Here is a 13,547-nt window from a genome sequence, read left to right as displayed (position 1 = left end):
GTGCCATAGGTGCTGACGGGGGACACTGAACGCTTTGTCTTTCATCCGACCCAAAAAACGGAACGAGAGAGCGATGGCTCTTTGCTGGTTCGATTTTCCGCTTCCGGCCATTTGGAAATGTGCTGGTTTCTCTATGCATGGGGGCAAGAGGTGGAGGTTCTACAGCCCGCTGTTCTCCGTGAAATGGTGCATGATTTCCGCCGTGAGTTTCCTGCACTGCCATAGGCGAAATCCAATAGGTCAAATTTCTCCGAAGATTCTCAAAGGGAGTTTTCCTGAGCTATCTTTGTTGCTTTGGAGGGTTCCAACCAACCTGACAGGAAATCTTGTTTGCCGAGATTTTGGTCACAATGCCCGATAATCCATGCGGTCAATGACGAGCGACGCCGACCGCAGTATGGCTGCTTTTGGGACAAAGCTCCATCGACTCCAGTGTCTCAAACTGGGTCGCAAAGCGGAATCAGTAAACTGGTGGGTAGTGCCCCTCTCATCCCGCTTGCGAGCACAACCTTACGAAACTTCGTCTCGCAAAGTCTTTAGCCGTTCACAACATATTTCATGGACCACTCGACCGAGTTCCTCGACCTGTTCGCCTAGCCATTCGAGTTCTTCCTTGGTGATACGGTAGTGCTTTGAGTAACGCGCTTTGACGTAGGCTTCCTTGAGCTTCTCGAAGCGGGCACGATCACGCTTGGTGTCGCGGGGCCAGACATACGTCAGTCGCGGATCAATCCGCTCGGCCTGAGTGCGGAGGAAGCCGAGATTATGCACGTGCGGCGTGTAAAAAGTGCAGACCAAAAGCACGCAGTGATAAAGGAATTCGGCGGACTGATGCATGTCGAACGCTGCCGGTTTAAGAAACCCTCGCTCTCGACCTACCTTTGATAGCTCGTATCGCTGCATCGCGGTCGGAAACCACTCGTCGAAGTACTCCTGCGCCATCGCAAGAGCCTGCTCAGGCGTTTTGGGCTTTGGCTTATGCAGTTCGGTGTCGTCTGCCTGGTAGAGCGCGACCCCGTCTTTCGCGACATCCATGAAGAAATAGCGGCCATGGGCCAGCCCATCATTCACTTCCTGCAAGGTATGGACGATAAAATTGACCGGCGTATTCAGGGTCTTGGTGACGCCGTATTCGCGCATCAGCCGCTCATCGAGCTTGGACCAGTACTTGATGCGATCGATCAGGCGCTTGTCGTTGACGATAACAAGCAGATCATAGTCAGACTGGTAGCCCTTGGCAGTATGGGGTTCGTCAACCCATGTTCCGCGCGCGTAGCTGCCGTAGAGAATGACCTTCAGAATGCGCCCGGCCTTCTTCCAGTCGTGCTTCGCCAGCGCGAAGGCGTCATCGAATTCTTCGAAGATCAGCTGCACCACGCGCTCAAGCTCGCGCTGTTTTTGCGGTGGTAGATGATCGAGCTCGGTGCGCATTACACAACCTCTAGCAAGCAGTTGGAATAGTTGCACCTATAGACTGGCGCGTCGGCAATTCGCCCTGCTCCAGAGCGCATCTCTCCTCCTACCCAACTGAAGCATTTGACTAAGGTCTGCGCGTCTTTGCGCGCGAAGTTGCCGTGAAGACATCGAAGCGCGCTTTCGATGGCCTATTGCCCATTTTCCTCTTCATCATGTGCTGGCCCCAGACGAATAAGCTCGTCGGACAGGTGTATTCCCGTTTCCATTCTGCGCGCCAGCGCCTCGACGAGATGATTGAAGCGTTTCTCGGCGTCGGCGCGTGCTGCCGCCGAGGCACCGTCACCGAGCGAAGGCGTGACTTCGAGCCAGCGCCGCAGGTAGAGAGCAAACGCCTCGTTGCCGACCTCGACGTGATAGTCGAGCTTGTCGATCTGCCGCGAAATCCGGTCCAACCGCCGGCTGAATGCCGCTTCCAGTCTCTCCGACCCGTCGGGCGACAGGAACGAAGCGATCGCCGCTTCCACTACCGAAGCCTGCGATACCCGCTTGCGCCCAGCAAAGTCGGCGAGTTGCCGCGAGAGAGCGGGCGGCAGGCGGAAAGTGTGCTTGATGCGGTTGCCCTTGCTCACAATTCGATCCCGTCATCGGGATCGAGCGCCGCCCGCTGTGCATTCGCGCGCATCTGGTCGGCGATGCGGCGGTTTCTACCCGCCTCTTCGTCATCGCGCCGGTCGTCGAAGTCGAATTCATTGCGCGGTGGCGGTGGCGCGGGCGCTATATCCTCATGCTGGGGTAGTTCGGGCTCGCGCCGGACACCGCCATCGGCAACCGTGTCGCGATCTTCCGGCTCAGCGGCATCCGACGCGACAAGCGGTTGCTTGGGTGCGCGCGCAATCACTCCTTCCCATTCTCCGGCGCCGGGCTGACTGGGCGATTGTTTGGCCACCGGCGGCGGCTCGACCCGTTTCGCCAATCTGGGATCGGCATAATAGCGCGCCTTCTTCGCCCGGATCGGATGCGCGCCTGCAAGCATCACAATCTCGTCGGTATCGGGCAGCTGCATGATCTCGCCCTGGGTAAGCAAGGCCCGGGCGGTTTCGCTGCGCGAGACCATCAGATGACCAAGCCATGGCGAGAGCCTGTGCCCCGCGTAATTCTTCATCGCCCGCAGTTCGGTCGCGGTGCCAAGCGATTCAGAAATGCGCTTTGCGGTCCTTTCATCATTGGTCGCAAAGCAGACCCTGACATGACAATTGTCGAGGATGGCGTTGTTCTGACCGTAAGCCTTCTCGATCTGGTTGAGCGATTGCGCGATCAGGAACGCCTTGATGCCGTAGCCTGCCATGAAGGCAAGCGCGCTTTCGAAGAAGTCGAGCCGCCCGAGCGCCGGGAACTCGTCGAGCATCAGCAGAAGGCGCTGGCGCTGTCCGCCTTCGGCCAGATCTTCGGTCAGGCGGCGGCCCAGCTGGTTGAGAATGAGCCGGATAAGCGGCTTGGTGCGGCTGATGTCGGACGGCGGCACGACAAGATAGAGTGTGACGGGGCGCGCCGGATCAACGAGATCGGCGATCCGCCAGTCGCATTGCCGCGTGACTTTGGCGATCACCGGATCGCGGTAGAGGCCAAGGAAGGACATGGCGGTTGAGAGCACGCCCGAACGCTCATTCTCCGACTTGTTGAGCAATTCGCGTGCGGCGCTCGCCACGACCGGATGGACGCCCTCCTCTCCCAGATGCTGCGTTGCCATCATTGCGGTAAGGGTCGTCTCGATCGAGCGCTTCGGGTCGGACAGGAACGACGCCACTCCGGCCAGCGTCTTGTCGGGCTCGGCATAGAGGACATGGAGGATCGCTCCGACCAGCAAGGCATGGCTGGTCTTTTCCCAATGGTTGCGCCGTTCGAGCGAACCTTCGGGATCGACCAGGACGTCGGCGATGTTCTGCACGTCGCGCACTTCGTTAATTCCCCGTCGCACCTCCATCAGCGGATTGTATGGCGCCGATGCTTCATTGGTCGGATCGAACAGCAGCACGCGGCTGAAACGCGAACGAAAGCCTGACGTGAGATCCCAGTTTTCGCCTTTGATGTCGTGAACGATGGCCGAATGCGGCCAGGTCAGCAGCGTCGGAACAACGAGCCCCACACCCTTGCCGCTGCGGGTCGGGGCGAAACACAGCACATGCTCGGGTCCGTCATGCCGTAAATAAAGATTAGCATGGCGGCCGATCACTGCGCCTTTGCCGCAGAGTAGCCCTTCGCGGGCGATCTCTGAACGGGTTGCCCAGCGCGCGGAGCCATAGGTTGCGCTGGTCCGGGCCTCCCGGGCACGCCAGACCGACATGGCGATGGCGACAATTACCGCAATGAGACCGCCCGACGCGGCGATCATCCCGCCGGTTTCGAATATTCGCGGAGCATAGGCCTCATAGCTGAACCACCACCAGAAGATCGAATATGGCGGATAGACGGGGTGACCAAATGCGGAAAACCATGGCGAACCCAATGCAGGCTGATGGCCTAGCGCCTCGGCCGTCCATTGTGTTCCTGCCCAAATACCGGTCAGGCTCAGGCCAAAGACGACGAAGATTTGACCCCATAAGATCTTGGTTGCGGACACGTCGGCGCTCCTTTGCTCGATGCCAGATCGAACAGCGTTGACGCTTTAGGCAAGCTATGCAGGCGGTCAGCGTATGGTAGCGCAGACAAAGAAAGCTTCGGTCGCCCGAGTGAGCCTTCCTGGATTTGGAAGACAAGGCCGCATTACAGTCGCACCATGTCTGCTCGTGTCCGGATCCGCAGCGCGATGTCCGCATTTTTGTTGCCGAACAACGCAGTTACGCCGATCTTAGTGCGCGATAGGGACATGAAGGCCGCATTACTCATGTCCGCATTTGCAGAAAAATGTCCGGATTATCTGTCGAGACGCACATAAACGGTCGCGGGCCCAGCGCCTTCGCGGCGCACGTAGCCGCGATCTTCCAAATCAACCAAATCCCGGCGCACAGATCGGGCGGTCAATCCTTCAGCGTAGGTTGATGCATAGTCGGCAGGAGAAATCGAAGCGCCTGGCTCAATACTTTCAAGAAACGCCTTCTGGCGCTCATTAAAATCGGGCTGGTTCGGCGGGGGCTCGTCGGCTGCGTAAATCGTCAATGTAACACCGGACTTGCGGTTCTCCCACCTGGGCTTGCGTGCACCGATATCCTCACAGGCCCTGATGATCTTCAGGGTGCCGCGACCGAGCTGCTCCATTTGACCCCTGAGATAGAAGACCTTGGCAATGTCGGGATTTACGGGAACCGAGGGGTGCTCGCGCTTCAGGTCCGACGTACTGAGCTCTTCAGGCAGGTTGCCCGAATTCCAGAACTCGATCCGGGATGGATACACGGCAATTCTCGCGCCACCCGAATAGGCAGAATAGTCACGGTGAACGAGCGCATTGACAAGAGCCTCGCGCAAGGCCCGCGGCGCATAGCGCGTGCGCTGATCGCGCTTGAGGCTGTCTTCGGAAAAGAACACCTGTGAAGCGTTAAGACTGTCTAGTTCGCGCGAAACCTGATTGGCGATTTCCAGCAAGGGACCGGTCAGCCATTTGAGGTTATGGTATTCGTCGCCCGCCTTATCGTCTTCGAAGACGACGAACTGAACACGGCATTGCGGATGCCGCGTCGATGGGTCGTTTGAAAACAGGACATCGCCGCCCTGCGTGTATCCCTCGCTGCGCCACATCGAGAGCCTGCGCAGAATTTGATGTGGTTCCCTGATGTCCGCGAAGCCCGCATCCTGCTCGCGCGCGTCGCGCGCAGTCGCAAGGACCTCGTCGACCGCAAGATCGTCATCGGTCATGGACGGCGAAAGTCTGCGTTCCCACCGCTGAGGAGTATCAATCTGGCCCTGGACCAACTTGCGTATCACGGCGCTGTCGGCAGGCTTGGTCCGACTGCCCGAACGGGTAAAGATCGAACCGTCAAAAACGTAAGGCCGGTCCTGACCGGCTGGCACGTCGATGACGATGATCGGATCATCGCCGACATCTTGGACATTCACAGTCACAAAGGAAGATGGCGAAATGCGCTCATTAAGCATGCGCTCGATATTTTCGGCAGTCTGCTCGACCGGTTCTTCGATGCCATGAACCGTACCGTCGTCGCCGACGCCGATGTAGATCGTGCCTCCAGCGGTATTGAGGAAAGCGACCGCAGTCTTGGCAATTGCCTCAAGCGATCCGGCCCGACCGACGAATTCGTTCGAGACATCCTCGCCTTTCCTGAAGCGCGCCATGAGTGTTCTCTGCATCATGTCTCGGCTTCTCCCTCGGCAGCGGGAGACGGCCTATTTACAAGCTTTTCCAAATCCTCGTACCGATCAAACTGTTCTTCGACATACCGCAGAATATCGTCCCTGTCTCCGTAGGACTGCACCCAATTGCCTGTCCGCTCCTTGATAGGCACTGTATCCTGGGTCGCTTCCTCATACATATCGATCACTCTGAGGTCATCAATGAGGTCAGCACCCTTACGCAATTCGAGGCCAACACGCCCCTTCGGTCCCTTGTGACCGAGATCGAGGAGCAGGCGGCGCGCATTCACCACGACCCGGTCGGCGAGAAAGAAATTCGGTTTGCCGAGCTCGATCGCGCGCGAGAGCTCCTGATGCGTAATGGATTTGTCGTCGGCGGCCGCCTTCCCCGACCCGTAATGCGGGCGGATGATGCCGAAGAAAATATCACAGGCATCCACGGCTGCTAGGCAGGCTTCAAAAGCACTGAGATCAGGTTTTACAGGGAGGCTGCCCATGTGCGAATTCCAGACCTGATAGCCGTAGCTTTGCAGCATGGCATAAATCTGCTCAATTCGGTCTTCCATACCATAGACGGTGGAAGACAGCATAAGCTTCAATTTGGTCTTCTTCGCCTTGGCCATTCAATCTGTATCGCATTTCCTCAGCTGGAACACATCGCACCGACAAACTTCCACTTAAGAATCGTCATTTGCCATTCGCATTCATTGGCGCGGGCTGCGCGCACGGTCAAATTGCAGGCCCCCGCGACCGGGTGAAGCTCCAGTCAACACCGCCGCGTTCGTTGACCCTGCCAGTGACCGTCTGGCCCAGATGGCGCTCCAGGTCCTGTCGCCAGGGGACGAGCTGGAAACCTACACCGTTGTCGATCATCGCAAACCGGCCCGAAGCGAGTGTGACTCGTTCCCGATAGACGCCTGCGACGTGATCCCCTGTAGTCGCGCTCTGCATGGCGCTTCCGTGACGCGAGGCGAGCGCATCGCCAGCCGCGGCCAGGTCCCGTCTGCGCAGAGTGCCCAGCAGATTGCGAGCATAGACGATCTTTTGCCCCTGACGCTTGGCAAGACCTTGCTCCAAGAGGACATCGGCCCGCTTACCCAATGCCTCGCGCACCTCCCACCCGAACCCGCCTGCCACGGTCTTGAGGCGGGGCGATACGAGTTGCCGATCAAGCCAGGTCGCACCGTCTGCACCGATCTGTCTTTCGAGAGTGAGGTCGGAGCGAACAAGCAGGCTCATCTGTTGCCGGCCTTTGCGATCGGTCCATGCGCTCGTCTCCACGATGGCGCCCGGCGCGGCATCACCTGTCCGCTCGAGGTCGGGAAAACGCAGGTGATGAATGCGCCCGTCGGTCCCGTCGACGATGGCATAGGCCTTGCCAGACAGTTCGTCATGCAGCCCGCGCTCGACGAGCCTGCCAATCACACGCTCGCCGTTCGCATCGTCATGCAAAGCCAGCCGCGCCGGTTCCGCGTCTAAGCCTTTCCCGGTCATGGCCCGGTGCATTGTTTTGATGATGTCGCCGCGTTCTCCAAGTGCCCGAAGCGTGGGCTCGATATCGGATGCCAGCGTCCAGCTTGCTGGTCCCACCTGCTCAGCCAGTCCCATGCGTTCGAGCACCTGGGCGCGACCAATCAAGATCGAGCGATCCCTACGTGCGCCCGAACCGGCTTCGGGCCGCAGATCGATCTCGCCAAACGCGCCGCGTTGCTTGTGCAGGCGGCGATCGAGACTGGTCCAGCGTTCAGCGTCAACCTCGCGCGCCAGAGCATTGAGGATATCACGCTCGCTGCGCGGTCCCAGCTCGATGGTCACGCGTTCCTCGGCGCGGGCGCGCATCCCCACGCTGATATAGGCGCGGTCGATCACGAGGTCCTCGCCGCCTGTTGCGATGCCGCGCACCAGCACATGGATATGCGGATTGTCGGTGTTCCAGTGATCGACGGCGACCCAGTCAAGCCTGGTGTCGAGATCGCTGGCCATATCGGTCATCAATTCACGCGTGAAGGCGCGCAGGTCGCCCATCTCGTTCGCATCCTCAGGCGAGACGATGAAGCGGAAGTGGTGCCGGTCGTCCTCGCAGCGCTCGGCAAAGCTGTCCCCATCGGCCTCGTCTGACGTGGCATCGAACATCCGGCCCTGCGATCCGTCGCGCGTCGCTCCCTCGCGCTGAATATAATTGATATGACGCGCGAGCGGCGCGGACCTGGGCTGGGACTGCCATTGGCGAACCACGCGGGCCTTGATCAGAACACGCCGCCCAAATGCGCTTCTGCTGCGCCTCAGGGCAGCGAGCCTACCGCGTCCAAAATGTCCCGTGCCGCGACCGCCTGAGCCGCCTGCCTTGAACCGTGTGTATCCAGCTTTGTGAGAGACCTGCGCCACACGGCCGAGGAGAGTCTTGGCCTTTTTGTAGGAGCGAGCACCGCTGTCGCGCGAACGCCCCGGCTCGATATTGAAATCATCGTCAGCCATGCCGCGCAATCAGAGGCGATGGCGCCTTCACCTTTGAAAAAACACAGGAAATGAGCAGTGGCGACGGCACGGGAGTCGTCCAGACGGCGCTAATTGCCCAGGAAAACCAACCACATGCAGCCCGGGCGACGGCGCTGCTTTTATCTTGCCATCCTCTCTTACCCTTTCTGACCAGCCCGCAACTCGTCCGCAAGTCTTCGCTAGCGGACGACGCGAGACGCAGCCATGCGCGCCTGACCGTCATTGGTCGGCGACCGTGGAGACGGGCACAAAAAGATCATGCGCGGGCCGTACCGGGCGGACAAAAGCGGTGCCCGAGGCCTCCGGGAGACCCGGATCGCCGGGCGTATAATCGGAAGCGGGAACAGGTTCAGCGGGCGCGCCCGGAGCGTCCGCAGAGTGCGAACCCGCCGCGACAAAGATGCGCCCGGGCTGCAGCAGGGGCGCAATCTTCGCGACATAGCGGCGGGTCTCGTGGGGAAGCGAGCGCCTTCCGGCAAGCCAGGCCTCGTAGCGTCCCGGCCCCGCATTATAAGCTGCAAGGAAGCCAGCTACGCCGTAGCGGTCATACATTTCGCGCAAGTACGATGTGCCCGCGAGGATATTGTCGCGCGGGTCGAAAGGATCGCTGCCGAGCGAGTACCGGTCGCGCTGGCGCGCCCAGGTGCCGGGCATGAGCTGCATCAATCCCATCGCGCCTGCCGACGACACCGCGCGCGTCCGGCCCGCACTTTCAATGCGGATCACGGCATAGATCCAGTGCTCGGGAATGCCGAAGCGCTGCGAGGCCTCGCGCACATGCGCTGCAATATCGATCGAAGCTGCGTGCGTTTGCGCTGCGCGCGATTGCCCGCTCGCTTGCAGCGGATACGCAAGTGCCATTGCGGCGAGAAGCGCGGTTAGCGCGATACCGCGGCGCACGGTTCAAGCCTTGCTGGCGCGGCGCGCGGGGCGCGACCACATCAGTACATGAGAGCCGTCATCGGATGCGAACAGATTGGCGCGTATCGGCCGGGCGAACGCCGGATCGTCGATCAGCACCGCGATATAGTCGCCGGCCTTGTCGCCGACGCGCTTCCAGCCCGCACCAACTTCGTGGACGGCGTCATCTTCACCCACCATGATCCGGTAGTCCGGCGCATTTCCGGTTTCGGACGGTTCCGCAGGAACGAGGGCGAGCCTTGTATCGAGTGTGAGCGTCTGCAAACGCCCTTCGAAGCCATCGCGGGTCGCTGTGAATGTGCCGATATAAGTCATTGATCGTCTCCTTGGTTGTTGATTGAGGTTGCAACATTGTTTGGCTGCGCGAACCAGATATGCGCGCCATCACCGTGCTCGTCGGTCCAGACGGGGCTGGCCCGGCCAAGCAAGTGATCGCGTGCGATGGGTCCGAAATAGCGCCCGTCGAAGCTGCCTGACGCGCGCCGGTTCATGACGAATATCTGGTCTGCTGCGATGATCCGGCAGCCGTGCCAGACCGGCAGAGCGCGCCCGATACTGTCTGCCGAGCGCGCCACACCGGCGCGCGCACCATTGATGGTGATGGTCAGACCCTGCCTGCAGACAGTGTCGCCGGGACGCGCCGCGATTTCCTTCAGCAGCGGAATTCCCGTCGGCAGATAACCGCGTGTCGCAAGGTAATCGCGCAGCCGAGGCGGCGGATCGATCGCCACGCGCTCGCCAACCTGCAGACCTGCCGTGCCGCGGATATGATACAGCCCCGTCGGCACACTGGCGGTCGCATTCCAGATCAGAACGCGCGAGAGCGGCAGCACGGCGCTGACCAATGCGGCAGCACAGACAGTGCCCGTGATGAGGACCGTTCGACGCTTCATGGCCGAAGATTCCGGTAGCGCAGCCAGACGCGGTGCCGGTCTGGATGATAGGCGCGTGGCTGCATTCCAGCTGCAAGCCGGTTGTGCATGTGCCGCCAGTGGTCGGGCGCGACATCGCACGGATCGGTGCCGCCTTGCTCGATTGCATCGATCAGGCCAAGGACCTGGCGCACTTTCGGCCAGCCCCGGACCGAGAGCAGTATCTCTGCACCCGGATCGACTTGCGGCACAGTGGAATAGGTGTCGCCCGCTGCGACTGCGCGCGCAATGGCGATAGCCGAACGAATGGTACCATACGCGTTGGACGCCCAGCGCACCAAAGCGAAGAGCTGCCCCGGCGTATAGCTTTCAACCCGTGTCCTGCGATCGATGATGCGCTGACCGACTGGCTTGCCGAAACGCAGCCAGTCTTCGCGCAGGCCTTCCTGCCACACCAGAGTGACGTGGGTCAGCGGCGGATCGCCGTCGCATCGCCCGGCGCTGCTGCGCGGCGGTGTCAGTCGGCCGACCGTGCACAGGCGCGGCGACGTTAGCAGGAATCGATAAGATTCCTTGTTAGGATAGTTAAGGAGCTCGCAAGACCAGCATTTCTGCGGGTTTGCGCTGCATTTCGGTTCCCGATAGTCCGAACTTCCGGTTCCTGATAGTCCGTGTGCGGGGGTTCCTGATAGTCCGAACATCACACCGACTTGTCCACAGGGGGCATGCCGATCCGCCGACGGGCGACATCGAAGGGATCGACGGGAATTGCCACGAAGCTGAGCCGCTCGCGGCCCAGCTGGTGGTCGAGCGAGAGGGTATAGCCCGGGAGCGGTTGACGCCGGACGATTGCGCGCATCTCGAAAGCGAACCGTTTGAGCGGTGAAAGCGCACCAGATTTGAGGTGAAGATGGGCAATGTCGAAGCTCCATCCGCCCTTTTGTTTGCCGCCATGCTTGCGCACGATCCGGTATAGCCAGCGCTCCAGGCCCCCGGTCAGCGTGAAATAGGCCGGGTCGATCGTGAGTACGAGCGCGCGGTCGATTACCGCTTCATAGAGCCAGTCCGGCACGATCATCTCAATGCCGAGCGCGCGGCCATTGCCATCGAGGCATTCGCGCCATTCGTTGATCCAGGAAAAGCGGTGGCGACGGCGTGCGCCCAGCTGGCGGATCGATGTCGCGATGCTGGTTGATTGCAGCCTGTCGAGCGCGGCTTTCAATCGCTCATAGGCGGCCTTGCCGGTACCGCGGCGGGTGAAGGCGAGAATTTCATGCGGCGTGGCGGCAATGAGCCGCGACGTCGGCTTTCCGGCATCGCGCGCCTCGACGATCTGGCTGGCCACCCAGATCAGCACATCGGCGTCCCATATGGTCGCCATGCCATGTTCGGCAGTTGCCTCGACAAGAATTGAGATGTCGCCCATACGAAAGTCGATGGGCTTCACCCGCTTCGATTTGGCGAGGCTGAAAAAGGGCCATGCCATCAGGTCCTGCGCATCGCGCGCCGCGATGGCTGCGCTGGTTCCGACGAACAGATCGAGCTGCTGTGCTGCGCTGGCAAAGGTCGTGCGGGACGCCATGGAACAGGCCCTCAGCGCCGAACCGGGCCGGTGTAGCCGTCAATCCTTTTGGCCGGATGGACCACGCCCTTGCCCGGATCGCTGGTCGAGCGGCGCACCCCTTGTTCGGCCCAGGCATCGAGATCCTCGCGCCGGTAGACGATCCGCCCGCCGAGCTTGTGGTAGACGGGACCGGTCCCGTAGCAGCGGTGTTTCTCGAGTGTACGCGGCGATAGGCCCAGATGAACGGCGGCATCGGGCGTTCGCAGAAAATGGGGGCGAACTGGTTCTGGAACGGCGGTCATGGGTAATCTCCGCAACACATGGGATGGATGGTGCGGCGAGCTGCCGCTTGTTGCAGAGAGTGATGGCGGGCAATTGTTCCCATGGAGGAGCGACAGAACTACGCGAGAACAATTGTCGCCCGTACCTTGCTGCCCTGCCCCCAAATATGGGTCGCTGGCCGTGCGGACGCACCATCGCCCACCCGATCATGAGCGATGCCCCCAACAAGCTCCGCACCGCGAACAAGGCGGCGGCAAAGGATTGCGTGCGGAGCCAGGGACCGGGACTTGTCGGTCCCGCCAGCTTCGCGCCGGCCCGACCCGCTGCCGGTTCTCAGTGCGCGCGGGGCCCAAAACGAATATGCCGCGCCCTCAGGAGCGCTGCTAGAGGCAGCGCGGGACAGAGCGCGTCCCCAGCCCCGCTCCGCTTTTCGCAGCCATCACTCCTGCATGCGGAGACGCAAAGAGGCAGGAACCGGAGAAGGCTCCTGCCCAATCGCGCGTCAGAACTCGAGCATCGCACCGGGCACAGTATGCACTATGCGGTTTGCCAGATGCGGCGGCACCGCATTGTAGTCGCCCTCATCGAAGGCGAAATGACCAAGGTCGTCATCCTCGACGACATGCTGGTCGAAGAAGCTGTGCAAAGCACGCCGTTCAGCAACAGCCAGAGCTTCGAAATAGCTGTCCGAGCTCGATACAGATTGAGTGAGTGTAGCCATGATATCCTCCTGATGCCTGCCTTGAAACGGCAGGAGGACCGGCGGACGGGCGTGCAGGTGCCGGGTCACAGGATCGCCCGCACGGGCGACCACGAAGTGGCGTTGGGGGAAACGATTTTGTCGAACTGCAGCGCAGCGAAAGAAGACAAAATGGTGGGGCCCCGCCGTCCTTGATGCGGTGGCTGCACGCCCGTCACAATAAGATTTCCGTGGGTCAGCCCCTCCCCGCTCTTACGCTCCTGAACAACACAAGGAGGGGCCCTGTCCGGTGAGGACAGGACCCCTTCGGGAGAGATCAGTTGGGAAAGATCAGTCGATTTCGGGAGCGTCGCGATTATCGCTTTCGCCGCCAGATTCACCGCTCTGACTATTGCCGCGCGAGAGAAAGTCGACCTTGTCGGCGAGGATCTCGCAGCCGTACCGCTTCACGCCGTCCTGATCGTCCCACTGGGTGTAATGCAGACGGCCCTGTACCGACACCAGCTGGCCTTTCGAGCAATACTGGCCGACCGTCTTGGCGAGGCCGTTGAAGCAGGTCACGCGGTGAAATTCGCTGTCCTTGGCGGTGTAGCCGTTTTCATCCTTGTAGGTCTTGCCGTCCTTGTCGCGAGCGGGGCGATCGGTGACGACGGTGATCCCGGTGACGCTGGTTCCGCTCTTGGTTTCCCGTGTTTCGGGATCGCGGGCAATGCGGCCGGTGAGGATAACGATATTGGTCATGATAAATTCTCCTTCAGCTCTCAACCCGGAAACCATTTCCGGCTTGCGACCGTCGATGAGAAACAGGGCATGGGAGGACTGCACCGCAGGCGCGCAGCGCCAAGGGAAACCCGTTTACGCCGGGTGGTGCGGGCAGCCCGCGCAGCGGGCAACACGGCCGGAAAGAAAATGGGTTGCCGGGCTCAGCTGACCTGATTCAGACAGGTTCGCAGGAAAAGCCGGACTGGGTTCGGAGTGGGCATGAAGGCAGCGCCAT

General features: G+C 60.8%; 15 protein-coding genes. 1 reads left to right on the top strand and 14 read right to left on the bottom strand.

All coding sequences use genetic code 11. The features are described from left to right. The first annotated feature begins 9 nt into the window (after nucleotides 1–9). Nucleotides 10–225, top strand: a complete 216-nt coding sequence (locus ACSMXM_RS13890) for a WCX domain-containing protein (protein WP_460316941.1) — start codon at nucleotides 10–12, stop codon at nucleotides 223–225. Between the two features lie 285 nt (nucleotides 226–510). Here ACSMXM_RS13890 and ACSMXM_RS13885 read toward each other — a convergent pair whose 3' ends face one another. From ACSMXM_RS13885 to ACSMXM_RS13820, 14 genes are all read right to left on the bottom strand, one after another. Beyond that, nucleotides 511–1,431: a HEPN domain-containing protein gene (locus tag ACSMXM_RS13885; protein WP_460316940.1), complete on the bottom strand. Its 921-nt coding sequence runs from the start codon at nucleotides 1,429–1,431 to the stop codon at nucleotides 511–513. Nucleotides 1,432–1,604: 173 nt separating this feature from the next. Next, nucleotides 1,605–2,045, bottom strand: coding sequence for a CopG family transcriptional regulator (locus ACSMXM_RS13880; protein WP_460316939.1), 441 nt, complete (start codon nucleotides 2,043–2,045; stop codon nucleotides 1,605–1,607). Then, nucleotides 2,042–4,033, bottom strand: coding sequence for a conjugal transfer protein TraG (locus ACSMXM_RS13875; RefSeq protein ID WP_460316938.1), 1,992 nt, complete (start codon nucleotides 4,031–4,033; stop codon nucleotides 2,042–2,044). Before ACSMXM_RS13875 ends, ACSMXM_RS13880 begins: the two co-directional genes overlap by 4 nt. 293 nt (nucleotides 4,034–4,326) lie before the next feature. Then, nucleotides 4,327–5,715 carry an RNA-binding domain-containing protein gene (locus ACSMXM_RS13870; protein ID WP_460316936.1) on the bottom strand — a complete coding sequence of 463 codons (1,389 nt, stop codon included), beginning with the start codon at nucleotides 5,713–5,715 and terminating at the stop codon, nucleotides 4,327–4,329. After that, on the bottom strand, nucleotides 5,712–6,338 hold the full coding sequence (locus ACSMXM_RS13865) for a DUF4062 domain-containing protein (RefSeq protein ID WP_460316933.1): 627 nt from the start codon (nucleotides 6,336–6,338) through the stop codon (nucleotides 5,712–5,714). Before ACSMXM_RS13865 ends, ACSMXM_RS13870 begins: the two co-directional genes overlap by 4 nt. Before the next feature lie 106 nt (nucleotides 6,339–6,444). After that, complete coding sequence (locus tag ACSMXM_RS13860; protein ID WP_460316932.1) at nucleotides 6,445–8,190, bottom strand: relaxase/mobilization nuclease domain-containing protein; 1,746 nt, start codon at nucleotides 8,188–8,190, stop codon at nucleotides 6,445–6,447. A gap of 240 nt (nucleotides 8,191–8,430) precedes the next feature. Further along, complete coding sequence (locus ACSMXM_RS13855; RefSeq protein ID WP_460316930.1) at nucleotides 8,431–9,072, bottom strand: lytic transglycosylase domain-containing protein; 642 nt, start codon at nucleotides 9,070–9,072, stop codon at nucleotides 8,431–8,433. A 42-nt stretch (nucleotides 9,073–9,114) separates the two neighbouring features. After that, a complete protein-coding gene (locus ACSMXM_RS13850) occupies nucleotides 9,115–9,447 on the bottom strand; it encodes a DUF736 domain-containing protein (protein WP_460316928.1) in 333 nt (110 codons plus the stop codon). After that, on the bottom strand, nucleotides 9,444–10,025 hold the full coding sequence (locus ACSMXM_RS13845) for a S26 family signal peptidase (protein WP_460316926.1): 582 nt from the start codon (nucleotides 10,023–10,025) through the stop codon (nucleotides 9,444–9,446). Before ACSMXM_RS13845 ends, ACSMXM_RS13850 begins: the two co-directional genes overlap by 4 nt. After that, nucleotides 10,022–10,477: a DUF2840 domain-containing protein gene (locus ACSMXM_RS13840; RefSeq protein WP_460317614.1), complete on the bottom strand. Its 456-nt coding sequence runs from the start codon at nucleotides 10,475–10,477 to the stop codon at nucleotides 10,022–10,024. The genes ACSMXM_RS13845 and ACSMXM_RS13840 overlap by 4 nt, the downstream gene beginning before the upstream one ends. A 227-nt stretch (nucleotides 10,478–10,704) precedes the next feature. Continuing rightward, entirely contained in the window at nucleotides 10,705–11,586 is an 882-nt protein-coding gene (locus ACSMXM_RS13835) for a replication initiator protein A (protein WP_460316923.1), read from the bottom strand. Nucleotides 11,587–11,597: 11 nt separating this feature from the next. Beyond that, nucleotides 11,598–11,870, bottom strand: coding sequence for a helix-turn-helix transcriptional regulator (locus ACSMXM_RS13830; protein ID WP_341858718.1), 273 nt, complete (start codon nucleotides 11,868–11,870; stop codon nucleotides 11,598–11,600). A gap of 482 nt (nucleotides 11,871–12,352) precedes the next feature. Continuing rightward, on the bottom strand, nucleotides 12,353–12,571 hold the full coding sequence (locus ACSMXM_RS13825; protein ID WP_341858719.1) for a hypothetical protein: 219 nt from the start codon (nucleotides 12,569–12,571) through the stop codon (nucleotides 12,353–12,355). A gap of 309 nt (nucleotides 12,572–12,880) precedes the next feature. Next, nucleotides 12,881–13,291 (bottom strand): single-stranded DNA-binding protein, encoded by a 411-nt coding sequence (locus ACSMXM_RS13820; protein ID WP_341858720.1) that lies wholly within the window; start codon nucleotides 13,289–13,291, stop codon nucleotides 12,881–12,883. Between the last annotated feature and the right edge of the window lie 256 nt (nucleotides 13,292–13,547).

The sequence above is a fragment of the Pacificimonas sp. ICDLI1SI03 genome, assembly GCF_054740865.1.
This window is presented reverse-complemented; position numbering and strand designations above follow the sequence as displayed.